General features: G+C 49.7%; 25 protein-coding genes. 8 read left to right on the top strand and 17 right to left on the bottom strand.

Annotation, left to right across the window (positions count from 1 at the left end; all coding sequences use genetic code 11):
- Positions 1 to 118: 118 nt before the first annotated feature.
- Positions 119 to 685 carry a D-glycero-beta-D-manno-heptose 1,7-bisphosphate 7-phosphatase gene (gene gmhB / locus GBAG_RS03435; protein WP_034493537.1) on the bottom strand — a complete coding sequence of 189 codons (567 nt, stop codon included), beginning with the start codon at positions 683 to 685 and terminating at the stop codon, positions 119 to 121.
- 190 nt (positions 686 to 875) lie between these two features.
- Here gmhB and metN point away from each other — a divergent pair, with 190 nt between their 5' ends.
- From metN to proS, 6 genes are all read left to right on the top strand, one after another.
- A complete protein-coding gene (gene metN / locus GBAG_RS03430; RefSeq protein WP_034493535.1) occupies positions 876 to 1,907 on the top strand; it encodes a methionine ABC transporter ATP-binding protein MetN in 1,032 nt (343 codons plus the stop codon).
- The gene (locus GBAG_RS03425) at positions 1,900 to 2,553 is read left to right on the top strand and encodes a methionine ABC transporter permease MetI (protein WP_034493533.1); all 654 of its coding nucleotides are present in this window, start codon (positions 1,900 to 1,902) and stop codon (positions 2,551 to 2,553) included. The genes metN and GBAG_RS03425 overlap by 8 nt, the downstream gene beginning before the upstream one ends.
- 45 nt (positions 2,554 to 2,598) lie before the next feature.
- On the top strand, positions 2,599 to 3,414 hold the full coding sequence (locus GBAG_RS03420) for a MetQ/NlpA family lipoprotein (RefSeq protein WP_034493531.1): 816 nt from the start codon (positions 2,599 to 2,601) through the stop codon (positions 3,412 to 3,414).
- Positions 3,415 to 3,528: 114 nt separating this feature from the next.
- Entirely contained in the window at positions 3,529 to 3,933 is a 405-nt protein-coding gene (gene rcsF / locus GBAG_RS03415) for an Rcs stress response system protein RcsF (protein WP_034493529.1), read from the top strand.
- A complete protein-coding gene (gene tsaA / locus GBAG_RS03410) occupies positions 3,930 to 4,637 on the top strand; it encodes a tRNA (N6-threonylcarbamoyladenosine(37)-N6)-methyltransferase TrmO (RefSeq protein ID WP_034493527.1) in 708 nt (235 codons plus the stop codon). The genes rcsF and tsaA overlap by 4 nt, the downstream gene beginning before the upstream one ends.
- 113 nt (positions 4,638 to 4,750) lie before the next feature.
- Positions 4,751 to 6,469 carry a proline--tRNA ligase gene (gene proS, locus GBAG_RS03405; RefSeq protein ID WP_034493525.1) on the top strand — a complete coding sequence of 573 codons (1,719 nt, stop codon included), beginning with the start codon at positions 4,751 to 4,753 and terminating at the stop codon, positions 6,467 to 6,469.
- A gap of 67 nt (positions 6,470 to 6,536) precedes the next feature.
- Here proS and nlpE read toward each other — a convergent pair whose 3' ends face one another.
- Genes nlpE through GBAG_RS03390 form a run of 3 tightly spaced genes read right to left on the bottom strand, consistent with a single transcriptional unit; the run spans position 6,537 to position 8,232 of the window.
- Entirely contained in the window at positions 6,537 to 7,232 is a 696-nt protein-coding gene (nlpE, locus tag GBAG_RS03400) for an envelope stress response activation lipoprotein NlpE (RefSeq protein WP_034493543.1), read from the bottom strand.
- A 38-nt stretch (positions 7,233 to 7,270) separates the two neighbouring features.
- Positions 7,271 to 7,690, bottom strand: a complete 420-nt coding sequence (gene arfB, locus GBAG_RS03395) for an alternative ribosome rescue aminoacyl-tRNA hydrolase ArfB (RefSeq protein ID WP_034493523.1) — start codon at positions 7,688 to 7,690, stop codon at positions 7,271 to 7,273.
- Positions 7,690 to 8,232, bottom strand: coding sequence for a YaeQ family protein (locus tag GBAG_RS03390; protein ID WP_034493521.1), 543 nt, complete (start codon positions 8,230 to 8,232; stop codon positions 7,690 to 7,692). The genes arfB and GBAG_RS03390 overlap by 1 nt, the downstream gene beginning before the upstream one ends.
- A 204-nt stretch (positions 8,233 to 8,436) precedes the next feature.
- Between GBAG_RS03390 and GBAG_RS03385 the strand changes: the two genes are divergently transcribed.
- Together GBAG_RS03385 and rof are read left to right on the top strand one after the other, a co-directional pair.
- Positions 8,437 to 8,637, top strand: a complete 201-nt coding sequence (locus GBAG_RS03385) for a YaeP family protein (RefSeq protein WP_034460828.1) — start codon at positions 8,437 to 8,439, stop codon at positions 8,635 to 8,637.
- Positions 8,624 to 8,884 (top strand): Rho-binding antiterminator, encoded by a 261-nt coding sequence (gene rof, locus GBAG_RS03380; RefSeq protein WP_034493519.1) that lies wholly within the window; start codon positions 8,624 to 8,626, stop codon positions 8,882 to 8,884. The genes GBAG_RS03385 and rof overlap by 14 nt, the downstream gene beginning before the upstream one ends.
- A 45-nt stretch (positions 8,885 to 8,929) precedes the next feature.
- On the opposite strand, the gene GBAG_RS03375 is transcribed toward rof, so the two are convergent.
- The 13 genes from GBAG_RS03375 to bamA form a co-directional block, all read right to left on the bottom strand.
- A complete protein-coding gene (locus GBAG_RS03375; RefSeq protein ID WP_034493517.1) occupies positions 8,930 to 9,241 on the bottom strand; it encodes a c-type cytochrome in 312 nt (103 codons plus the stop codon).
- On the bottom strand, positions 9,238 to 10,548 hold the full coding sequence (tilS, locus tag GBAG_RS03370) for a tRNA lysidine(34) synthetase TilS (RefSeq protein ID WP_034493515.1): 1,311 nt from the start codon (positions 10,546 to 10,548) through the stop codon (positions 9,238 to 9,240). Before tilS ends, GBAG_RS03375 begins: the two co-directional genes overlap by 4 nt.
- A gap of 63 nt (positions 10,549 to 10,611) precedes the next feature.
- Entirely contained in the window at positions 10,612 to 11,001 is a 390-nt protein-coding gene (locus GBAG_RS03365) for a VOC family protein (protein WP_034493513.1), read from the bottom strand.
- A 56-nt stretch (positions 11,002 to 11,057) separates the two neighbouring features.
- Positions 11,058 to 13,199: a lysine decarboxylase LdcC gene (locus GBAG_RS03360; RefSeq protein ID WP_034493512.1), complete on the bottom strand. Its 2,142-nt coding sequence runs from the start codon at positions 13,197 to 13,199 to the stop codon at positions 11,058 to 11,060.
- Between the two features lie 167 nt (positions 13,200 to 13,366).
- Complete coding sequence (gene accA / locus GBAG_RS03355; RefSeq protein ID WP_034493510.1) at positions 13,367 to 14,326, bottom strand: acetyl-CoA carboxylase carboxyl transferase subunit alpha; 960 nt, start codon at positions 14,324 to 14,326, stop codon at positions 13,367 to 13,369.
- A 12-nt stretch (positions 14,327 to 14,338) separates the two neighbouring features.
- A complete protein-coding gene (dnaE, locus tag GBAG_RS03350) occupies positions 14,339 to 17,821 on the bottom strand; it encodes a DNA polymerase III subunit alpha (protein ID WP_034493508.1) in 3,483 nt (1,160 codons plus the stop codon).
- Between the two features lie 38 nt (positions 17,822 to 17,859).
- Positions 17,860 to 18,456 (bottom strand): ribonuclease HII, encoded by a 597-nt coding sequence (rnhB, locus tag GBAG_RS03345; RefSeq protein ID WP_034493506.1) that lies wholly within the window; start codon positions 18,454 to 18,456, stop codon positions 17,860 to 17,862.
- Positions 18,453 to 19,601, bottom strand: a complete 1,149-nt coding sequence (gene lpxB, locus GBAG_RS03340; RefSeq protein ID WP_034493504.1) for a lipid-A-disaccharide synthase — start codon at positions 19,599 to 19,601, stop codon at positions 18,453 to 18,455. Before lpxB ends, rnhB begins: the two co-directional genes overlap by 4 nt.
- Complete coding sequence (gene lpxA, locus GBAG_RS03335; protein WP_034493502.1) at positions 19,602 to 20,390, bottom strand: acyl-ACP--UDP-N-acetylglucosamine O-acyltransferase; 789 nt, start codon at positions 20,388 to 20,390, stop codon at positions 19,602 to 19,604.
- Positions 20,391 to 20,393: 3 nt separating this feature from the next.
- Positions 20,394 to 20,849: a 3-hydroxyacyl-ACP dehydratase FabZ gene (gene fabZ / locus GBAG_RS03330; RefSeq protein WP_034460847.1), complete on the bottom strand. Its 456-nt coding sequence runs from the start codon at positions 20,847 to 20,849 to the stop codon at positions 20,394 to 20,396.
- A 116-nt stretch (positions 20,850 to 20,965) separates the two neighbouring features.
- Complete coding sequence (gene lpxD, locus GBAG_RS03325; protein ID WP_034493500.1) at positions 20,966 to 21,991, bottom strand: UDP-3-O-(3-hydroxymyristoyl)glucosamine N-acyltransferase; 1,026 nt, start codon at positions 21,989 to 21,991, stop codon at positions 20,966 to 20,968.
- Between the two features lie 3 nt (positions 21,992 to 21,994).
- Complete coding sequence (gene skp, locus GBAG_RS03320; protein WP_034493498.1) at positions 21,995 to 22,495, bottom strand: molecular chaperone Skp; 501 nt, start codon at positions 22,493 to 22,495, stop codon at positions 21,995 to 21,997.
- A 119-nt stretch (positions 22,496 to 22,614) separates the two neighbouring features.
- Positions 22,615 to 25,026 carry an outer membrane protein assembly factor BamA gene (gene bamA / locus GBAG_RS03315; RefSeq protein WP_034493496.1) on the bottom strand — a complete coding sequence of 804 codons (2,412 nt, stop codon included), beginning with the start codon at positions 25,024 to 25,026 and terminating at the stop codon, positions 22,615 to 22,617.
- Positions 25,027 to 25,044 lie beyond the last annotated feature (18 nt).

Here is a 25,044-nt window from a genome sequence, read left to right as displayed (position 1 = left end):
GGGCCGGTTTGTAAGCCGTTGTGCCGTGTCAGTGGAGGCGCAGTATAGGGATTTTCTGGGAGCTGACAACCCCTAATTTCAAAATCATGACCGAACGCTTATTTTTCGAGCGCCACGTCTATTTTTGACGCGCTTTAATCGCTTTTGGCAGGTCGCTGAGGCTATTAATTACCAAATCTGCCGCCGCTTCGCTTTCTTCAGTCACTGGCTTACCGCTGCGAACCAGCACTTTTGTCCCTACTTGTGCCGCTGATGCCGCCTGCATGTCTTCTAGTTTGTCGCCAACCATATAAGAAGAGGCCATATCTATATGTAGAAACTCTTGAGCGGAAAGCAACATACCCGGTTGCGGTTTGCGGCAATCACAGCTTTGGCGAAACTCTTCTACTATTGCCTCGGGATGATGCGGACAATAATAGATGCCATCAAGATCAACGCCACGGTCTGCTAAAGACCAGTCCATCCATTCTGTGAGATTTTCAAAATCCGCTTCAGTAAACATGCCGCGGGCGATACCTGACTGATTGGTGACAAGCACTAACGCATAGCCCATTGCTTTTAACTCACGCATTGCATCAATTACACCATCAATGAACTCAAACTGATCAACTTCATGGACATAGCCATGATCAACATTAATGGTGCCATCACGATCGAGAAAAATAGCGGGAACAGACTGTGCCACTTGGAAACTCCTGAAACTGGGATTATTAGCGGTAGTATCGCATGATTTCTTATCCTGGCGGGAATAGACAATCATTCGCAGATTGATTTAGACGTCTGGATGCCTTAACATCCATATCGATAACGGTCATCGCCCGTTGTCGGCAGCAGAAAATGCCACGGCTTACACTCATACGATAATAAATAACCTAATGATTAAACTTTCGAATATCACCAAAGTGTTCCAGCAAGGGAATCGCAGCATCCAGGCATTGAATAATGTCAGTTTGCATGTTCCTGCCGGGCAAATTTATGGCGTGATTGGCGCATCAGGTGCTGGGAAAAGCACACTTATCCGTTGCGTAAACCTGCTTGAGCGTCCAACGCAAGGTTCAGTCCAGGTCGATGGCCAGGAACTGACCACACTTTCTGAAAGCCAGCTGACCAAAGCACGCCGTCAGATTGGCATGATTTTTCAGCATTTTAACTTGCTCTCTTCCCGCACAGTTTACGGCAATGTTGCATTACCGTTGGAGCTGGATAATACACCGCGCGAAGAAATCAAACGCCGGGTATCAGAGTTGCTCGATCTGGTCGGGCTGAGCGAAAAGCACGATGCTTATCCAGCCAACTTGTCCGGCGGGCAAAAACAGCGCGTAGCGATTGCGCGTGCGCTGGCAAGCAACCCTAAAGTGCTTTTGTGTGATGAAGCCACCAGCGCCCTGGATCCAGCAACAACACGTTCGATTCTGGAGTTGCTGAAAGATATAAACCGCCGTCTTGGCCTGACGATTCTCTTAATTACTCATGAAATGGATGTTGTAAAACGCATCTGTGATTGCGTCGCAGTCATTAGTGACGGTGAGTTAATAGAACAAGACACTGTAAGCGAAGTGTTCTCTCATCCGAAAACACCTCTTGCGCAGCAATTTATTCAATCAACTTTGCATCTGGATATCCCGGAAGATTACGCCCAGCGTTTAAGCACAGAGAAAAACGAGACTACCGTTCCACTGCTTCGCCTGGAATTTACCGGCCAGTCAGTTGATGCGCCGCTTCTTTCCGAAACCGCACGCCGCTTTAATGTAAACAGCAATATCATCAGCGCGCAGATGGATTACGCCGGTGGTGTGAAGTTCGGCATTATGCTGTGCGAGCTGCATGGTGAACATCAGGATATGGACGCTGCAATCGCATACTTGCAGCAGCAACATGTAAAAGTAGAGGTGCTGGGTTATGTCTGAGCCAATGATGTGGTTACTCCTTAAAGGAGTATATGAAACGCTGGCGATGACGTTTGTGTCCGGCTTCTTTGGCTTTGTTCTGGGACTTCCTGTAGGCGTGCTTCTTTATATTACCCGCCCAGGCCAAATCAGCGCGAACGCGAAGCTTTATAATAGCCTGTCAGCGCTGGTAAATATCTTCCGTTCCATTCCGTTCATTATATTACTGGTATGGATGATTCCATTTACCCGGATGATTGTCGGAACCTCGATTGGTCTACAAGCTGCAATCGTGCCGTTAACAGTAGGCGCAGCACCATTTATTGCTCGTATGGTAGAAAACGCCCTGTTGGAAATTCCATCAGGCCTGATTGAAGCCTCACGTGCGATGGGCGCGACGCCAATGCAAATTATCCGCAAAGTATTGCTGCCTGAAGCACTGCCAGGTTTGGTGAATGCGGCGACCATCACACTGATTACTCTGGTTGGCTATTCTGCAATGGGCGGCGCCGTGGGCGCTGGCGGTTTAGGTCAAATTGGTTATCAATACGGTTATATCGGTTATAACGCTACCGTGATGAATACGGTATTAGTGTTATTGGTGGTATTAGTGTATTTAATTCAATTCTCAGGCGATCGTATCGTCCGGGCTGTAACTCACAAATAATACGTTCAACACAACATCGTTTTTTACACATAGTAAGGAAGGGATATGTCTTTTAAATTTAAAACCTTTGCAGCAGTTGGTGCTCTGATTGGGTCTCTGGCACTCGTGGGTTGTGGTCAAGACGAGAAAGATCCAAACCATATTAAAGTTGGCGTCATCGTTGGTGCTGAACAACAAGTTGCAGAAGTTGCAGTGAAAGTCGCAAAAGAAAAATATGGCCTGGATGTTGAGCTAGTGACTTTCAACGATTACGTTCTGCCTAACGAAGCGCTGAGCAAAGGCGACATCGACGCTAACGCCTTCCAGCATAAACCATACCTGGACCAGCAGATCAAAGATCGTGGCTACAAACTGGTTGGTGTGGGTAATACCTTTGTTTACCCAATCGCTGGCTACTCCAAAAAGATCAAATCTATAGATGAGCTGCAAACTGGCGCGCAAATTGCCCTGCCAAACGACCCAACTAACCTTGGCCGTTCCCTGCTGCTGCTGCAAAAACAAGGTCTGATCAAACTGAAAGATGGTGTCGGTCTGCTGCCAACTGTTCTGGATGTAACTGAGAACCCTAAAAATCTGAAACTGGTTGAACTGGAAGCACCACAGTTGCCACGTTCTTTGGACGATGCTCAGATTGCACTGGCTATCATCAACACCACCTATGCAAGCCAGATTGGCCTGACTCCAGCGAAAGACGGTATCTTCGTTGAAGATAAAGACTCTCCATACGTAAACCTGATCGTTTCCCGCGAAGACAACAAAGACGCTGAAAACGTGAAGAAATTCGTTCAGGCTTATCAGTCTGATGAAGTTTACGATGCAGCAAACAAAGTCTTCAACGGCGGCGCAGTAAAAGGCTGGTAAGTTTCCATTCTTCTATTTTTGCGTAAATAATCTAAGACGGGCTTATGCCCGTCTTGTTATTTGTACGAGAGCTTGGTTCAATAATCGCGTTTTATCATTCATTGAGGAAAAATTATGCGTGCTTTACCGATCTGTTTATTAGCAGTCATGCTCAGCGGCTGTACGATGCTAAGCAGATCCCCCGTTGAACCTATCAAAAGCACTGCAACACCGCCGAAAGCCGAGCCTGCAAAACCTAAGGCCGTGAAACCAGCACCCGTAAAAATCTATACCAATGCTGAAGAGTTAGTCGGTAAGCCATTCCGCGATCTCGGTGAAGTCAGTGGCGATTCATGCCAGGTTAGCAATCAGGATTCTCCACCCAATATCCCGACAGCTCGTAAACGCTTGCAAGTTAACGCATCAAAAATGAAAGCAAACGCGGTGCTGTTGCATAGTTGTGATGTGACTAGCGGCACGCCAGGTTGCTACCGTCAGGCCGTTTGTGTTGGGTCTGCGTTAAACGTCTCCGCAAAATGACAGCATTTGGTTTTGAGCAAATTGGCGTTATTCACTCTCCTTATAAAGAGAAGTTTGCCGTTCCCCGCCAACCCGGTTTAGTCACTGATGGCGGTGGCGAATTGCATTTACTGCCTCCGTATAATGTGGCAGATGCCGTACGCGGCCTTGAAGGCTTTAGCCATCTATGGCTGCTTTTTGTCTTCCACCAAACGATGGAAGGTGGCTGGCGGCCCACGGTACGTCCGCCACGGCTCGGTGGAAACGCGAGGATGGGCGTATTTGCTACGCGTTCCACCTTTCGCCCGAATCCCATCGGCATGTCTTTGGTCGAGCTGAAAGGGATTCGTTGCCAAAAAGATCAGGTCATTTTGCAGTTGGGCAGTCTGGATTTAGTCGATGGTACGCCGGTCGTTGATATCAAACCTTATTTACCATTTGCCGAAGCGATACCAGAAGCCGTTGCGGGTTACGCGCAAAATGCTCCCGTTGCCGATATGTCGGTTTATTTCACGCCAGAAGTACAACAGCGATTATCGTTACTCGATAAACATTATCCGTACATTGAGCGTTTTATCCGCCAGGTGCTGGCACAAGACCCACGCCCGGCCTATCGTAAAGCAGAAGACCCTGGTAAAAGCTACGCCGTTTTATTGCTAGATTTTAATGTTCGCTGGCGTGTAACTGAGCACGGCTCGGAAGTGTTTGCCGTTGAGAACCGTTAATTTATCGCCCTTCTCTTTTGACATTCCTGCCACACTGGTAAACTAAAACACTTATTTTGCATCAGGCTACTCAGGTAGCCAGTTATCTGCCGTTCAAATGGAACCGTAACAACATGCGTACTAGCCAATATCTGCTCTCCACACTGAAGGAGACACCAGCCGACGCTGAGGTCATCAGCCACCAACTGATGCTGCGTGCCGGGATGATCCGCAAACTCGCTTCTGGTTTGTATACCTGGTTGCCAACCGGTCTGCGCGTCCTGAAAAAAGTCGAAAACATCGTGCGTGAAGAGATGAACAACGCCGGTGCCATCGAGATGTGCATGCCCGTGGTTCAGCCCGCAGATTTGTGGCAAGAAAGTGGTCGTTGGGAACAGTATGGCCCAGAGCTGCTGCGTTTTGTTGACCGTGGCGATCGTCCATTTGTCCTCGGCCCAACTCACGAAGAAGTCATCACTGACTTGATTCGTAATGAACTCAGCTCTTACAAACAACTGCCACTGAACTTCTTCCAGATTCAGACTAAGTTCCGTGACGAAGTTCGCCCACGTTTCGGCGTGATGCGTTCCCGTGAATTCCTGATGAAAGACGCTTACTCTTTCCATACCTCTCAGGAATCCTTGCAGGAAACTTACGATGCGATGTATCAGGCATACAGCAAAATCTTCACCCGTATGGGTCTGGATTTCCGCGCAGTAGAAGCTGATACCGGTTCTATTGGTGGCAGCGCTTCTCATGAATTCCAGGTGCTGGCACAAAGCGGTGAAGATGATGTCATCTTCTCGACCGAATCTGAGTACGCAGCGAATATCGAGTTTGCAGAAGCGGTTGCTCCGGTTGGCGGCCGTGCAGCACCAGCCGTTGAAATGACGCAGATTGATACCCCGAATGCGAAAACCATCGCTGAGCTGGTTGAGCAGTTCAACCTACCAGTTGATAAAACAGTCAAAACTCTGATGGTTAAAGCGGCTGAAGGTAGCGCTTACCCACTGGTTGCTTTGCTGGTTCGCGGCGATCACGAGCTGAACGAAGTTAAAGCCGAAAAACTGCCGCAAGTTGCTGCCCCGCTGACTTTCGCAACCGAAGAAGAAATTCGTGCGGTAGTTAAAGCCGGTCCAGGTTCACTTGGCCCAGTTAATCTACCAATCCCTGTGGTTGTTGACCGTACCGTTGCTGCGATGAGTGATTTCGCCGCTGGCGCAAATATCGATGGCAAACACTTCGTCGGTATTAACTGGGAACGCGACGTTGCGCTGCCAGAAGTTGCTGATATCCGTAATGTTGTCGAAGGCGATCCAAGCCCGGACGGTAAAGGTACGCTGCTGATTAAACGCGGTATCGAAGTTGGCCACATCTTCCAGCTCGGTACCAAATATTCAGAAGCAATGAAAGCCTCTGTTCAGGGTGAAGATGGTCGTAACCAGACACTGACCATGGGTTGCTACGGTATCGGTGTGACTCGCGTAGTGGCAGCAGCCATTGAGCAGAACAACGACGAGCGCGGCATCCTGTGGCCAGACGCTATTGCACCGTTCCAGGTTGCTATCCTGCCGATGAATATGCACAAGTCTTTCCGCGTGAAAGAACTGGCTGAAGAGCTGTACTCCACTCTGCGTGCTAAAGGCATTGAAGTGCTGATGGACGACCGTAAAGAGCGTCCAGGCGTGATGTTTGCTGACATGGAACTGATTGGTATTCCACACACTGTTGTTATCGGCGATCGCAATCTAGATAGCGAAGAAGTTGAATACAAAAATCGCCGTGAAGGTGAGAAGCAGATGATCAAAACCAGCGAAATCATTGATTTCCTGTTGGCCCAGATCCAGCGCTAAAATTTAAGCAGTACAAAATAAAAAGCCCCGCTAGTCACCTGGCGGGGCTTTTTTTATGAAGATTTTATCAGTCGTGGCAGGTTTTCTTCGGCTCGAACTTTGCAGCCCGGTCAGTAACAACTGTTTTTCTCAGTTCCCCACTGTCTGGCGAGGCCTGCAAAGTAAAGTGCGCTTCTACCACCAGCAACACCGGCTGGTAATCTTCACCGCGAGCTGCTGCGTAACCACGCTCAAGTTCCGCGTTGCTGGCTACATCAAACGTTTTACCCGTGGCACAATCCTGGAAAATCGCCGCATCAGCCATGTATTTATACATGCCTTTCATGGCCATTGGGGTTGCAGGCAACGCCGCTTTCATTGGCTTCAAGGTGTAATTGAGTTGGGACTCAATAGAATTGCCGGAACGATCCAACATTTCCAGATCATCACCTTTCGGACGGAAGTAGAGCTTTTCACCGTTGCTTTCGGTCAACACTAATTTATCTGCCGTACGCGCCCAGCTGCCATATGAGGCAAATACCGCTGGCTCTTTCGCGCCCTCGTAGCGCTGATTCATGACCCACGAGCCATCTTTATCTAAAAACAGCGACGTTTCAATTCCTGAACAATCCGCACAAGGGAGTACACCTCGATAGCTTTGCTGCATCGGTTGTAGTTCTGCGGCTTGTGTTGGCTGCAAAGTTTGAACTTCAGCCCGGTTATTACAGCCAAAAAGTGCGAACAAGCTGCACACGGCTATAGCTGACAATAGAATCTTTTTCACCATCTCTTCCTTCTGCTGGTCAATTTCTTTGTCGTTAATTATTCGGGACGACGAACTTTTCCACGAAGCGATTTCGTCGTGGATTTTTGGGATTTAGAGGCCAGGCGGCGCTCTTTTGACGCTCGCGTAGGGCGCGTCGCTCGTCGGCTTTTCTGCTCAACGGTTAATTCCTGAATCAACGAAACTAATCTCGCTACCGCGGCTTCACGATTCATTTCCTGGCTGCGATATTCCTGCGCCTTTATCACCACCACGCCATCAGGCGTAATCAGGTGATGACTCGCTGCCAGTAAGCGCTCTTTATAATACTCTGGCAGGCTGGAGGCTCGAATGTCAAAACGTAAATGGATAGCCGTTGAGGTTTTATTCACATGCTGGCCGCCCGCTCCTTGCGCGCGGATTGCCGTAATAGTGACTTCATTGTCCGGTATTGCTACCGCCCGGGAGACTTCTATCATCAATGATGCTGCCAGGCCGTAAAGTGAATTTCGAGATTATTCTCAGCATCAGACAACCATATAGCACCATCCTGGATGGTGGCCTGTAAGTTCATCGAACGCGTACCGAACTCACACAGTTTTGCCAGTTGTTCATCATCGAGATACCAGATTGAAAGGTTCTGATATTGTTTGAGTTTATTTTGATGCTGCTGCCACCAGATTTCAGCCGCGCGGCTATTATAGGTAAACAACGCAACTTCACCTGACTGGCTACAGGCTTTTTTCAGGCGTTTTTCATCTGGCAGACCAAGCTCAATCCACAGGTCGATACCCATGTGATCGTTACGCTGCCAGATTTCTGGCTCGTCTTCCGCACTTAAACCCCGACTGAATTGCAGCCGCTCGTTGGCATATTTAATCCACGCCAGTAAACGCAACATCATACGTTCCTGAGTTTCCGAAGGATGGCGCGCAAGCGTCAGGTTGCTATCCAGGAATTGATTGCGATCGAGATCGGCAACATTCACCATCGCTTTATAAATTGTCGCTTTTAACGCCATCACACTTCTCCGAACTCAATTAGGCGCTCATTGTAACGAAAACCTCGCTAAAACGCTGTTACCTATTCACTCAACCAGAGAGTTGCACTGCTGATATCGGTTTCATCCCTGTGGTATAGTCACCTTGCTAAACAGAGTTTATCTTCGTAGGCTTAACTGCATCCCACAGTTAAGTCTGAGGTCGGGACTCTGAAAGGAGGGCGTGTGGAAAAGTATTGTGAATTAGTACGGCGGCGCTATGCGGAAATAGCCAGCGGAGATTTGGGTTACATTCCCGATGCACTGGGTTGCGTCCTGAAGGTGCTGAACGAAGTGGCTTCCAACGAAGCACAACCAGAATCTATTAGGGAACAGGCGGCGTATGCTGCCGCGAACTTACTGGTGAGCGATTATGTCAATGAATGATGCCTATCAACCCATCAATTGTGATGATTATGACAATCTCGAGCTCGCCTGCCAGCAGAACTTAATACTGACGCTGGAGTTAAAGAGCGGAGAAGTTTTCAAGGCGAAAGCCAGTGACCTGGTGTCTCGTAAAAACATCGAATATTTGATTCTCGATGACGCCGGTGCCACACGCGAAGTTCGCCTCGATAAAATAGCCAGCTTCAGCCATCCTGAAATTGGCACTGTCGTAGTTAGCGAGTCTTGATACGCAAAGTATCCGCATAAGTGGGCAGCCTTGGGCTGCCCTTTTTTATGGCTTCATTGTGGCGTAATAAGCAGCAAGATTGCTGATGTCTTCATCTGACAAACCGCTAACGTAGGCTTTCATGATTTCCGCCTGGCCACCACTGCGCTCACCCTTTTTATAGGCGTGCAAAGAGTGCTCCAGATACGCCTCGTTTTGCCCCGCAAGATTCGGGTATATTGGCACTGAAACTTTTCCTGCCACACCGTGACATGCCACGCACATCATGGCCTTTTGCTCACCCGCGGTGGCATCACCCTTAGCCAGTACCGGTTGGGCACACAATAAAACGCCCGCTAAAATAATCATCCTCTTCATTGCTTATTCTCCTTTTGCCAGTCGATACGCCAGCATGAGTTTTCCGTTGCTTTTCCATCCTGAGTGACAAAAACACCCAGGGCGGCAATCAATTTATCGCCATAAAATAACAGAGGTGTTCTTTCTCGCGCCCAGGGTGGAATGCCTGATTCTTGCCAGATTTTTTTCAGGCTTCGGCCACGATCACGCCCCACAATATGAAACTGCCCGGATGCTTTAAAGCGCACGCTTACCGGTTCGTTTTCAAGCGGTGCTCGCACTTCAATCCCATCAACACCTAATTGCAGAATGCCTAAACCTTCTGGCAACGTTAATGGCTTAAAAGGCGCAGGCCACGGGAGAGTTTCATCTCCTAAACCCTGCATGACAGGCAGCCAGTATAATGCGCCCTGGTGACGACGAACTTCATGGTCACCAAATTTCAGGCGTGGATTCGCATCTTCACGGCTCGTTGCCACCTCATCCCACAAACGAACCAACGCGGCCCGCGAGGGCATAAGCGCCTTTTGCCGGGCAAACCAGCGTCGCAGTAAGGCTGCACGCCGAATATCACTGAGCGCCTGCATAGGTTCAATGAGTAATGCTCCGTCAGCCCGAACCAGGTCATTAAGTTGCTCCGCCAATAGCTCATCGAGAAGTTGCTCTTGCTCACCACACAACTGCGCGCTGCGGGCAACGCTTTGCGGGAAATGCGGCCATCGCTGCTGGATTTCAGGAAGGATTTGCAGGCGCAAGAAATTGCGATCGTAGCTGTCGTCCAGGTTACTTTCGTCTTCAATCCACGTTAACTGATGTTCTTGCGCCCACGCTTCCAGCTCTTTGCGAGTTTGCCCCAACAAAGGCCGAATCAATTCCGTCTCGCCAAAAGGCAAACGCTCTGGCATGGCCGCTAAACCGGCTGGCCCACTGCCACGTTTCAAGGCAAGCAAAAATGTTTCGCACTGATCGTCCAGATGCTGCGCAGTGAGCAATACTTCATGCGGGCGTAGGGCGTCGACCAATGCCTGATAACGCGCAGCCCGTGCATGGGCTTCAATCCCTAATCCGTCATCAGCCAGCTTTACGTGTTTTACCTCAAGCGGCACGTTCCATTGCGTGCAAACATTCTGACAATGCAATGCCCATTCATCGGCATTTGAGCTTAACCCGTGATGAATATGCATGGCTCGAATATGAAAATTCGCACCATGAGTCTCGCGAAGCGTGACCAGTTGATGAAGCAAAACCGTGGAGTCCAGGCCACCACTAAACGCCACCAGCAAATGTGTGTGCGGTTGCAGTAATTTGATGAGAAAAGGAAGTGGCATAGTCAGTAATTAAAATAAGGATTTGCCCGGAACGTTACCGGGCAACATGAAGTGAGGCAAGCGTTACTGTTGGTAAAGTTCTAACGGCAGCCCATCGGGGTCATTAAAGAAAGTAAAACGCTTATCCGTGAAAGGATCGATACGCACCGGCTCACATTTCACGCCATGCTTTTCCAGATGCGCGATGGCACTGTCGATATCACCAACACTAAACGCGAGGTGACGCAGCCCGCAAGCTTCCGGGCGACTTGGCCGCGCTGGCGGGAAAGGAAATGAGAACAGCTCAATGACGTATTGTCCATTTAACGCCAAATCCCCTTTCCACGAGTCTCGTTCTTCACGGTAAGCTTCCGCTTGCAGCGTAAAACCGAGAACATCACAGTAAAAATGCTTACTGGTTGGGTAGTCCGACGCGATGATTGCGATATGGTGAACTTGCTTTAAACCCAGCATAAATGCTCCTTAATCTTTTCTGCACGGTAACTATCAGTATTCGCTAAATCAAGACGTTAAACCGTTTTTAAGACTCGTACACGGTAAATCCCATCCTCACCCAGTTTGGCTCCGTGAATGTCAGTTTCAAAGCCTGGGTAATGCTCACCCACCGAACATAACATCAGCAAGAAATCGAGTACCGCACGGCTTTCATTGGTGATCATCTCACCCGGCATGACCACCGGCACGCCTGGTGGATACGGCAGAATCATGTTGGCTGACACTCGATTCAACAACTGTTCAATTTCAACGGTTTCAACATTACCTTTCACTTGCTGCTGATAGGCTTTATGCGGGGTCATTTTCATTTCCGGCAGCACATCAAAAGCACGCAACATCAGGTCAGAAAGATTGTGCTGTTTAATCAGCTTGTGAATACCCTGCGCTAAATCCTGAATACGCATATTACGATAAAAATCAGGGTCTTCAGCGTATAAATCCGGCAGCATATTTTTCACACGCAGGTTGAGATCGTAGGAGCGTTTAAACTCTGTCAAACCACGAAGTAAGCTCAATGCTTTGGTTTTGTCGATACCAATACTGAACAGGAACAGCAGGTTATACGGCCCCGTTTTTTCGACCACGACGCCACGCTCATCGAGGAATTTTGCCACCAGCGCCGCCGGTATCCCCTCATCTGCCATGCTACCCAGCTCATCCATCCCCGGAGTCAGAATGGTGACTTTAATCGGGTCAAGATACATATGATCGGCGTCAGCATCTTTGAATCCATGCCAGTCTTCTTCGCCAGGAGAAATCGGCCAGCAGGCCGCTTCGTCGATATATTCCGGCTGCCAGATATCAAAGAACCAATCCTCAGATTCTTCACGCAAGCGTTGAACTTCACGGCGGAAATGCAGCGCTCGCTCCACTGAACGGTTTATCAAACGCTTTCCCGGATTTCCCCGAAGCATGGCGGCAGCTGTTTCGATAGACGCCACTAGCGGATAGCTAGGCGAAGTGGTGGTGTGCATCATGTAGGCTTCGTTGAACGTCTCCTCGTCGTAATCCCCTTTGATATGGATTAGAGAGGCTTGCGACAGCGCCGCCAGAAGTTTGTGTGTGGACTGAGTTTCATAAATGACTTTACCCGGCACGCGATCGCCGCTCATGCCACTTTTCCCCTGATAAATAGGATGGAAGTTGGTATAGGGCACCCAGGCAGAATCGAAGTGAATCGAAGGCACATCGAGGGTTTGTTTGATGAACTCGGTGTTATAAAGCAAACCGTCATAAGTCGAGTTGGTGATCACCGCATGCACCGGCCACTGCGCATTTTCCGTCGCAGCGACTTTCTCCTCAATACTCGCGCGCATAAATTCACGCTTCGGGATGCCGCCCAAAATCCCCAGCGCGTTGCGCGTTGGCTTGAGCCAGATTGGGACCAGATCCGTCATCATTAACAAATGGGTCAGCGATTTATGGCAGTTACGGTCGATAATGACTGTGCTACCGGAAGGAGCCGCGTACATGCCAACGATTTTATTCGACGTGGATGTCCCGTTGGTCACCATGTAACTCTGTTCTGCACCGAACGTGCGGGCGATATACTCTTCGGCTTCAAGATGCGGCCCGGTGTGATCCAGCAACGATCCCAGCTCAGTCACCGAAATAGAAACATCCGCTTTCAGCGTGTTCGCCCCAAAGAAGTCATAGAACAAGCAGCCTACCGGGCTTTTCAGGTAGGCAGTACCCGCCATATGGCCTGGCGTGCAGAAGGTATATTTCCCTTCGTTGACATAATTGAACAACGCTTTAGTCAGCGGCGGTGTGATGTTATCCAGATATTCATTGGTATATTGACGGATGCGCAGGGCGATATCGTCGGCGGCACTGAGTGCGTATTCAAAGAACCACAGCGCCATGCGCATTTCGTTGACACTGACATCCAGCGAGGAATGCGTATTGATAAATGCATACAGCGGCAAATATTCATTCAGCGCGTTAATTTCACTGCATAAATCCAGGCTGTACTCGTCCCAGTCAAAAATGACTCCACAGATACGCGGATTATGTTCGATGAGTTTAAGCAAGTCGTTGCTGTTGGTGGGATAAATAAGCCGAAAACCTTGTACTTCCAACGCCTGATGCAGCTCTTTGATTGGCTCATCTTTATAGAAAACGCCATGCGCTCCCATGATTGCAATAATATTCAATACTCACCTCTTGGCAAAAAACCTTCAGGTAAGCATAGTTTATTGAAATGGGGTGGAGAACAAGCGCGGAGGTGTAAGGTTTCTTAAAGTGCGCTATTAAGGATGATTCACAGACAATAAAAAAGGCCAGAATCTCTTCTGACCTTTCTTCGTAATGCATCACGCTATCATGCGTAGCCGTAACTCATCAGACGATGATAACGACGAGCCAACAGCTCTTCGGTATTCAACACGTCCAGATCAGCCAGGTCAGCCAGCAGTTGCGCTTTCAAAGAAGCAGCCATCGCTTCCACATTACGGTGTGCGCCGCCCAGAGGTTCAGGGATAACGGAATCAATCAGCTTCAGCTCTTTCAGGCGTGGGGCAATGATGCCCATCGCTTCTGCGGCAATCGGTGCTTTGTCAGCACTTTTCCACAGAATCGACGCACAGCCTTCCGGCGAGATAACGGAATAAGTGCTGTATTGCAGCATATTCACTTTATCGCCCACACCAATTGCCAGAGCACCACCAGAACCACCTTCACCGATGACGGTACAGATGACTGGCACTTTCAGACCAGACATTTCACGCAAGTTACGCGCGATGGCTTCTGACTGACCGCGTTCTTCCGCGCCCACACCAGGATAAGCACCTGGGGTATCGATGAAGGTAATGATTGGCATATTGAAACGCTCAGCCATTTCCATCAAACGCAGTGCTTTACGATAGCCTTCTGGTGCTGGCATACCGAAGTTACGGCGAATCTTCTCTTTGGTTTCACGACCTTTCTGATGGCCAATAACCATCACCGGACGACCATCGAGACGCGCAATCCCACCAACAATAGCTTTATCGTCAGCATACGCACGGTCACCTGCAAGTTCATCGAACTCATCAAAAGCGAGACGCAGGTAATCAAGCGTATACGGGCGCTGCGGGTGACGCGCCAGTTGAGCAATTTGCCATGCTCCTAAATCTGAGAAGATCTTACGTGTGAGTTCTACGCTTTTTTCACGCAGACGCTGCACTTCTTCGTCCAGATTAATATCTAACTTTTCGTCCTGACGGCTAACTGCAGTCAGGGAATCAATTTTCGCTTCCAGCTCTGCAATCGGCTGTTCAAAATCGAGGAAATTCAGACTCATAATATTCCTGTATTAGTCAAACTCCAGTTCCACCTGCTCCGGGCCTATCAGCGAGCGAAGCTCATTGAGCAAACGATCGCTAGGAGATACACGCCATGCTGCGCCAAAACGCAAACGTGCTCGTGCATCCGCTCTCTGATAGTAGAGATGTACTGGAATGGTCCCCGAACGATGGGGTTCCAGAGACTGACGGAGACGGTTCAAAAGCTGGTCATCAATTTGCCTGTCCGTCAGCGAGATAGCAAGCCCACGCGCATACTTTTCGCGGGCCTCATCTATGTCCATAACTTCGCGAGCGGTCATTTTAAGGCCACCGCTGAAGTCATCAAAGCTGACCTGTCCGCTGACGATCAGGATACGGTCTTTTTCCAACAGATGCTGGTACTTTTCTAACGCATCTGTGAATAGCATCACTTCCAGGCGACCAGAACGGTCATCCAGAGTGCAGATGCCAATGCGATTGCCACGTTTGGTAACCATCACCCGCGAAGCAATCACCAGACCCGCAGCCGTGGTCATTTTACCACGTTCTGTCGGGTGCATCTCTTTTAGGCGCATGCCACCGACATAGCGCTCGATTTCTTTTAGATACTGAGTGATTGGGTGGCCGGTCAGGTATAAACCTAACGTTTCACGTTCACCATCCAGCACCACTTGTTCAGGCCACGGAGTCACGCTGGCGTAGGATTGTTCAACTTGCTCCGGCTCATCAGCCAGCACACCGAACATATCCACCTGGCCGATAGCTTCGGCTTTCGCGTGCTGATCGGCAGCTTTCAGCGCATCGGGCAGCGCATTCATAAGGGCTGCTCGATGCGGCCCAAGGCGGTCGAACGCCCCGGACATCACTAATTTTTCAAGGATACGTTTATTGAGTTTTTTAACGTCAGCACGCGCACAGAGATCGAACAATTCGCGGAAATAACCGCCTTCGTTACGCGCCTCAATTATCGCTTCAATCGGGCCTTCACCCACACCTTTAATCGCACCAATGCCGTAAACAATTTCCCCGTCGTCATTGACGTGGAAGTGGTATAGCCCGGAGTTAATATCCGGTGGCAAGATTTTCAGGCCCATGCGCCAGCATTCATCCACCAGGCCGACGATTTTCTCGGTGTTATCCATATCCGCAGTCATCACCGCGGCCATGAATTCTGCCGGATAGTGCGCTTTTAACCATAGAGTCTGGTAAGAAACCAGCGCATATGCAGCGGAGTGAGATTTGTTAAATCCGTAACCGGCAAATTTTTCAACCAGGTCGAAGATTTTAATCGCCAGCTCACCGTCAATGCCACGAGACTTCGCGCCATCTTCAAAACCGCCACGCTGCTTCGCCATCTCGACCGGGTTCTTTTTACCCATCGCACGACGCAACATGTCCGCGCCGCCGAGCGAATAGCCCGCCAGCACCTGTGCAATCTGCATAACCTGTTCTTGATACAGGATGATGCCGTAGGTCGGTTCCAGCACCGGTTTCAGGCTTTCATGCTGCCATTGAATATCCGGGTAAGAGATAGCTTCACGCCCGTGTTTACGGTCGATAAAGTTATCAACCATGCCTGATTGCAACGGCCCAGGGCGGAACAGCGCTACCAATGCAATCATATCTTCGAAGCAGTCGGGTTGCAGACGCTTGATCAAATCTTTCATGCCGCGAGATTCAAGCTGGAACACCGCAGTGGTTTCCGAGCGTTGCAGCATGTCGAAGCTTTTCTTATCCTCGAGCGGGATAGCGGCGATATCTATCGGCTCTAAACCCTGCTTCGCCCGACGCGGGTTGATCATCTTCAGCGCCCAGTCGATGATGGTGAGCGTACGCAGGCCAAGGAAGTCAAACTTCACCAGCCCTGCATATTCCACATCGTTTTTATCAAACTGGGTGACCGGGTTTTGCCCCTGGTCATCACAATAAAGCGGCGCAAAATCGGTAATTTTGGTCGGTGCAATAACCACACCACCGGCATGCTTACCGGCGTTACGCGTGACACCTTCGAGTTTACGCGCCATATCAATAAGCGCTTTTACTTCTTCGTCAGCTTCGTAAATTTCAGGAAGCTGCGGCTCGGCTTCAAACGCTTTTGCCAGCGTCATACCCGGATCTGGCGGGATAAGCTTAGAAATACGATCGACGAAGCCGTACGGGTGCCCCAGTACGCGGCCCACATCGCGGATAACCGCTTTTGCCGCCATCGTACCAAAGGTAATAATCTGAGATACCGCTTCACGCCCGTACATTTCTGCCACGTGATCGATAACCCGATCTCGTTTTTCCATACAGAAATCGATATCGAAGTCCGGCATCGAAACACGTTCCGGGTTAAGGAAACGTTCGAAGAGTAGATCAAACTCCAGAGGATCAAGGTCGGTAATCTTCAGGGCATAAGCCACCAAAGAACCAGCACCAGAACCACGGCCAGGGCCAACAGGCACGCCGTTGTCTTTCGACCACTGGATAAATTCCATAACAATCAGGAAGTAGCCAGGGAAACCCATCTGGTTGATAACTTTAAGCTCAATATCCAGACGCTCATCGTACGGCACTCTTTTTTCCGCACGCTCTTCAGGATCTTTGAACAAGAACTCCAGACGATCTTCCAGCCCTTCCTTCGATTTCATGACCAGGAAGTCTTCGGTAGACATTTCGCCCGTCGGGAATTGCGGCAGGAAGTATTCGCCCAGACGCACCGTGACGTTACAACGCTTGGCGATTTCTACACTGTTTTCCAACGCTTCCGGAATATCGGAGAACAGCTCGCACATCTCCTCTTCGGTACGCAGGTACTGCTGTGAAGAGTAATTGCGGGGGCGCTTAGGGTCATCCAGCGTAAACCCGTCGTGGATAGCCACGCGGATTTCATGGGCGTCAAAGTCTGTGGACTCAATGAACCTTACGTCGTTGGTAGCAACAACCGGTAAGCCACGTTCATCCGCCAGAGCAACGGCGGCGTGCAAATAAGTTTCTTCATCAGGACGACCGGTACGAATCAGTTCCAGATAGAAGCGATCGGCAAAATACTGCTGGTAGAATTCCAGACACAAATCAAGCTGTGCCGTATTCCCACGCAACAAGTTTTTGCCAATATCCCCCATACGCCCGCCAGAAAGCAGGATCAGCCCTTCGTTTAACTCGGCAAGCCAGGTGCGGTCGATAACCGGTCCCGCAGCACCATAACCACGTTGATAGGCTTTCGAGATGAGCAAAGTCAGATTTTGATAACCGACATTATCAACAGCGAGCACGGTTAAATGGCTGAGTTCATCACCCAGCAATTCGTTTGCCACGTTAAAGTCAGCACCAATAATGGGCTTGAGGCCCACGCCATGCGCAGCACCATAGAACTTCACCAGCCCGCAAAGGTTGGTGAAATCGGTGATAGCAATAGCTGGCATCCCCATTTCCGCGGCTTTCTTTACCAGCGGAGCGGTTTTCGCCAGGCCATCAACCATGGAATAGTCACTGTGCACCCTGAGGTGTACGAAACGTGGTTCAGCCATTTCTCATTCCGTTTAGATGTATAACGTACGTCCGCAAATCAGGACGCCAGTCCGAGAGCGCGTTTGACCGGAGCAAAACTACGGCGATGGTGCTCAGTCGCACCATGCTCTGCCAGCTTTTCCAGATGGAAAGCGGTAGGGTAGCCCTTATGTTGGGCAAAACCATATTGCGGGAAGGAGAGATCAAGCTCTGCCATTTCACGATCGCGCGTCACTTTGGCAATTATTGATGCCGCGCTAATTTCTGCAACCCGGCTATCGCCTTTTACCACAGCCAGCGAAGGCATAGGTAATGCAGGGCAGCGGTTGCCATCAATCAATACATACTCAGGAACCACATGAAGGCCTGCAACGGCACGCTGCATCGCTAACATAGTGGCATGAAGAATGTTTAATTGGTCAATCTCTTCCGGCTCCGCACGACCAAGACTCCAGGAAAGCGCTTTTTCGATGATTTCTTCGTAAAGCGCGTTGCGGCGTTTTTCAGAGAGTTTCTTGGAGTCTGCAAGACCAATAATAGGTTTTGTTGGATCAAGAATCACCGCAGCAGTGACAACCGCGCCAACAAGAGGGCCGCGCCCAACTTCATCAACACCAGCCACCAGGCGCGTGTGAGGATAAATAAATTCAATCATTGGGCAAGCTCCAATACAGCATCCGCCGCTTGTTCATCAGCATTACAACGAATCTGCTGATGCAGGTCGCGGAATGTATCGTGCATTTGATGGCTCTGCGCACCGTCTTCAAGCAACGGTTCCAGAGCTTTCGCCAACGCGTGCGGCTCACACTCTTCTTGCAACAATTCTTTGACCAACTCACGGCCTGCCAACAAGTTAGGCAGTGAAACGTAATCGGTTTTTACCAGGCGCTTCGCCAGCCAGAAGGTAAACGGCTTCATGCGATAGCCCACGACCATCGGGCATTTTGCCAACATGCACTCAAGTGCAGCGGTGCCAGAAGCCAGCAATGCAGCATCACTCGCAACCATCGCTTCTCGCCCTTGCCCATTGAGCAGGTGCATCGTCAGATCGGGTGCCACTTCTGCTTTGATACGCTCAAACTGTTCACGCCGTTTGGCATTAACCAGCGGCACCACAATCTCAAGCCCTGGAAAACGCTCGCGTAGCAATAGCGCTGTTTTAAGGAAATCAGCACTTAGCATTTCAACTTCTGCGCCACGGCTACCAGGCAACAATGCCAGGCATTTAGCATCAGGCGAAATACCGAGTGTCATGCGTGCGGCATTTTTATCGGGATCAATCGGCATGGCATCAGCCATGGTATGACCGATAAAGCGGCACGGGACATTAAATCTATCGTAAAACGCTTTTTCGAAAGGCAGAAATGCGAGCACCAGATCCGTTGCTCTGCCAATTTTGAAAACACGTTTTTGGCGCCACGCCCAAACAGATGGACTGACGTAGTGAATGGTACGAATACCCTGCTTTTTAAGATTACCTTCCAGGGTGATATTGAAATCAGGCGCATCAATACCGACAAAAACGTCTGGCTGCAATTCAGTGAAACGGCGCGTGAGGTCCGCACGAATGTGAAGTAAACGACGCAGACGACCGAGCACTTCAACAATGCCCATCACTGCCAGTTCTTCCATTTCGTACCAGGCTTCGCAGCCTTCAGCTTGCATCAAAGGCCCAGCGACACCCACGAAGCGGGCATCAGGAATCCGGGCTTTGAGAGCACGAATCAGACCTGCACCAAGAATATCGCCGGAGGTTTCTCCGGCGACCAGGGCAATCGTAAGCGGGCGACCTGATTTCATCTAGCGAATCAAACCACGTGTTGAACGAGCGAAGAATTCAACAAATGCTTTCACTTCTGGATGTTGCTCGGCAATTTGAGCAATCTCAGGTTTGGCTTCTTCGAAGGTTTTACCGCTGCGGTAGAGAATCTTGTACGCATTACGCACTGCGTGGATGGCTTCTCTACTAAAACCCCGGCGCTTCAGACCTTCGATGTTCACGCCAAACGGCGTTGCGTGGTTGCCCTGCGCAATAACATATGGCGGGACGTCTTGCGCCACGCCGGAACAACCGCCCACCATAACGTGTGCACCAATAATGCAGAACTGGTGCACCGCCGTCATGCCACCGATGATAGCGAAATCATCGACAGAAACGTGACCAGCAAGCGTTGCGTTATTTGCGAGGATACAGCGATTACCTACTGTGCAGTCGTGCGCCACATGCGCATTAACCATCAGCAAGTTATCACTACCCACCTTCGTCAAACCACCGCCCTGCTCTGTTCCGCGATGGATGGTAACGCTTTCGCGAATGCGGTTGCGATCGCCAATTTCCACACGGGTCGGTTCACCAGCATATTTAAGATCCTGGTTAACTTCACCAATGGACGCGAACTGGTAAATCTCGTTGTCACGGCCAATAGTCGTGTGACCATTTACCACAACATGAGACTTCAGGACGGTACCTTCACCGATCTCAACATGCGGACCAACAATACAAAACGGACCAATATGGGCGTTAGCACCAATGACGGCACCGTCTTCCACAATGGCAGATGGATGAATAAAGGCGGATTTATCAATCACGTATTAGCTCTCCCGGCTGCGGGCACACATCATAGTTGCTTCGCAGACAATTTTACCGTCAACGGTCGCCACGCCTTTGAAGCGCGTCAGACCACGGCGGGTTTTCTCGAAAGTCACTTCCATAATCATCTGGTCGCCTGGCACGACTGGACGTTTGAAACGAGCTTCATCAATACCAGCAAAGTAGTAAAGCTCACCAGGTTCCAGTTTGCCCACGCTTTTAAACGCAAGAATACCGGTGGCTTGCGCCATCGCTTCAAGAATCAGCACACCTGGGAAAATCGGTTTACCAGGGAAGTGGCCCTGGAAAAACGGCTCATTTACTGTGACATTTTTTACTGCACGTAAAAAACGCCCTTCTTCAAAATCCAGCACACGATCAACCAGTAAGAACGGGTAACGGTGCGGCAGAAGTTCTAAAATCTCTTCGATGTGCAGAGTATGAGTGTCGGTAGTCAAGATACTCTTCCTGTCTAAATGTACCAAATGACAATAATAACACGGCCTGCGACTATCTCGGGATAGCTAGCAGGCCGCAAATCAGTAAGCACTAACGCGTCTTGGGCGGGTGACTTTTAGTCTTGTTGATTGATTTTTTTCTCAACGGATTTCAAGCGTTTGCTGATCTCGTCGATATTCATCACCAACGCGGCTGTTTTACGCCACACTTTGTTCGGCTGTAACGGAATACCTGAAGAGTAAACCCCCGGCTCTGTGATTGGGCGCATGACCATGCCCATTCCCGTTACGGTGACTTTATCGCAGATTTCCATATGACCATTGATAACACTGGCACCACCAATCATACAGTAGCGACCAATTTTCAGGCTACCAGCCATAATCACACCACCAGCAACGGCAGTATTGTCGCCAATCACAACGTTATGTGCAATCTGGCATTGATTATCAATGATAACACCATTACCGATAATCGTGTCGTCCAGCGCACCACGGTCGATAGTGGTACAGGCACCGATTTCAACACGATCGCCAATGATCACTCGGCCGAGTTGGGGGATCTTCACCCAATTACCGCGATCGTTGGCATAACCAAATCCGTCAGAACCAATGACGGTGCCGGATTGAACCAGGCACTCTTCACCCATCTGGATTTCGTGGTAAATCGACACATTCGCCCACAAGCGAGTACCAGAACCAATTTTGGTGTTTTTACCAACGAAGCAGCCTGCACCAATGACGACGTTATCACCCAGCACGACACCAGATTCAATAACCGCATTGGCACCAATAGCCACGTTAGTACCCAACATCGCTGTCGCATCGACCACCGCACTTGGTGCGATGTTTTGAGCTGGCTGCGGCGTGGAATCAAGAATTTGCGCCATGCGAGCGTAGGTCAGGTAGGGATTCTTCACTACCAATGCAGCGCTATGTGCGAAAGGGAGATCGGCTTCAGTCATTACGACGGCAGAAGCCTGGCAAACAGCCAATTGCTCACGGTAACGAGGGTTAACCATAAACGTAATTTGGCCAGCCTGGGCCGTTTGCATAGATGCAACGCCGGTGATGACAATTTCGCCATCACCGTGCAATTCTGCATCCAACTGCTGGGCTAAATCAGCCAGTCGAATTGAAGACATTACTTATTTAACCTGTTTCAGAACATCTGAAGTGATGTCTTTAACACTGCTGCCAGCATAAGCAACGGTGTTAGCATCCAGAACTACGTCGTAGCCTTTATCGTCAGCAACTTTCTTCACAGCACTCTGAATACGAGTAACCAGTTTGGCGCGTTCTTCGTTAGAACGACGACCACGGTCTTGTTCGAATGCCTGAGCTTTGGTCTGGAACTGTTGACGTTGAGCCATCAGGTCTTTTTCCATTTTGCTACGGTCAGCAGCTTTCATGGTAGAACCATCACGTTGCAGCTTTTGCATTTTGGACTGCAGATCGCCTTCCATATTCTGCAATTCGCTCGCGCGGCCTTTAAACTCATTTTCCAGAGTTTTGGACACACCGGTGCTCTGCGCAACCTGTTGGAACAGATTACCCATGTTTACTACAGCAATGCTGTCAGCTGCTTGAACGCTGGCTGATGCAGCCATAGCGAGGCCAAGACCTGCGGCAAATAACCACTTTTTCACAATAAACTCCTTACCATCCCGTATGTGTCCTGAGACACTCTTTTTTACGTGCGCCAGTTCTGCATATTGCGAACTGGCGTCAACGTTTACTGCTTTATGCAGTCCTTTGCACAGAACAATTACCAGGTTTTACCAATGTTAAACTGGAACTGTTCCGCTTTGTCGCCTTCGTATTTCTTGAACGGTTGAGCATAAGAGAACACCAACGGCCCCAGAGGCGACATCCATTGCAATGCGATACCTGCGGACATACGAATGTTGCTTGGGTCACTGTAATCAGGCACCCCTGCATTCTGCATAGCCGTGTTGTTATCCCAGTTTGTATCCCAGACTGTACCCATGTCCATGAACACGGAAGTACGGACTGAGTTCGCGTATTTCTCGCTCAGGAACGGCGTTGGTGTGATAAGTTCGAAACTTGCCACTGCCATTGCGTTACCACCGACTGCATCATCAGATGAGCAATAGCCGCCAGACTGGTTACAGTTGTCATTTCCTGGCCCACCAATATAGACCGCTTTCGGGCCGATGTTGTTGGACTGGAAGCCACGCACGGTGCTCGAACCACCGGCGTAGAAGTTTTCATAGAACGGCATCTCTTTGCCGCCCAGGCCATCACCGTAGCCGACACGAGTACGACCTAACATTACCCAGGTATGATCTTCATCAATTGGGAAGTAGCTCGCCGTATCCAGCGTAACCTTATAGAACTCGTTATCAGAGCCAGGAACGGTCACTTTACCGTTTAGGTTGACGCGGGAGCCTTCAGTTGGGAAGTAACCACGGTCAAGCTTGTTGTACGTCCAGCCGTAGTTCAGCGTGAAGTCATCTGCGGCAAAACCGTTATCATCAGAGCTCGTACTGGCCGTTTGACCAACAGAATCCAGATAACGCCACATCGCAACCTGCGGCTGCATATTGGACAGGTCGTTATGAACATAACCTAAGCCCAGACGCAGTGTGTTGTTTTCGTTAACCGGGAAGCCAAGCGTTCCATCCACACCGTAACTTGTGTTGGTGTAGTCAGAAAGGTCCGCATCGTCTGCTTTAAAGTCGTTGTAGAAGATACGGCCGCCGAGGCTAACCCCATCAACTGTAAAGTACGGGTCGGTTAACGACAATTCAGCATATGTCTGATAATCGTTTTTAGTCCCGTTGATGCCAACAGAGTAACCCGTACCTAACCAGTTATCCTGCTGAACACCGACCTGGAAGCTGATACCACTTTCTGTACCGTAACCGATACCAAAGTTGAAGCTACCGGTGTTTCGTTCTTTAACTTTGTAGACAACATCAACCTGGTCAGGGCTACCTGGTACACGCTGTGTATCAACGTCTACCGTTTCGAAGTAGCCAAGACGGTTCAGACGATCTTTGCCTGAATCGACAAGGTCGCTACCAAGCCAGGTGCCTTCCATCTGACGCATTTCGCGACGCAGAACGGCATCTTTACTGGTGTCGTTACCTTCAAAGCGAATTTTACGCACGTAGTAACGGTTACCGGAATCAACGTTAACATGCAGTTTTACAGTCTTATCTGCATCATTGATTTCAGGCTGCGTTTGTACACGCGGGTAGGCGTAACCATAACGACCCAACAATTTCTTGATGTCGTCTTCCATTTTGGTCACTTTGGTGCCGTTATAAAGCTCGCCGGGTTTTAGTTTAGTCAGCGTTTCAATTTCTGCTGAATGCCCAGCCAAATTACCATTCACCGTCACACCAGCAATCTTGTACTGATCGCCTTCTGTGATGTTGATAGTAACGTAAATATTTTTCTTATCGGGCGTCAGACTTACCTGAGTAGAATCAATATTAAAGCGAGCATAACCGCGATCCAGATAGTAACTGCGCAGGGTTTCTAAATCGCCCGCTAGTTTTTGCTTCTGGTATTTACGATCGCCCACCACGTTCCACCAAGGCACTTCATCACGCAACTGGAAGTGCGAGATCAGTTCATCGGTCGTAAACGCATGGTTGCCAACGATGTTGATTTGCTGAATTTTGGCTGAAACGCCTTCCTGGAATACCAGTTTCAGGTCAACACGGTTACGCGGCAATGGCGTAACAACGGCTTTAACGCTGGCACTGTACTTACCAACGCTGTAGTAGAAATCTTCCAGGCCTTTTTCAATATCGGCAAGGGTTGTGCGGTCCAGAGATTCACCGACACGCACACCAGAAGCCTCAAGGTTCTGTTTCAGCATGTCGTCCTTCACGGACTTGTTACCAGAGAAGGTAATACTCGCGATTGTCGGGCGTTCTTTCACCTGAACAACTAACGTTTCGCCATCACGAAGTACCCGGACATCTTCGAAGTTCCCGGTAGCAAACAGTGAACGAATAGTATTACTGATATCCTCGTCAGAGACGGTATCGCCTACGCGAACCGGCATACTGAGGAGGGCCGCACCGACGGCGACTCGCTGCAGGCCTTCGAAATGAATATCCTTCACTACGAACCCGTCTGCACCGTATACGGTGGCGCTGCTAAACAGCAGCGACGCTATGAGCAACTTTTTCATCGCCATCGTTGTTATGCGTTCTTC

It is taken from the genome of Buttiauxella agrestis ATCC 33320 (assembly GCF_000735355.1).
In the GTDB taxonomy this organism is placed as follows: Bacteria; Pseudomonadota; Gammaproteobacteria; order Enterobacterales; family Enterobacteriaceae; genus Buttiauxella; species Buttiauxella agrestis.
This window is presented reverse-complemented; position numbering and strand designations above follow the sequence as displayed.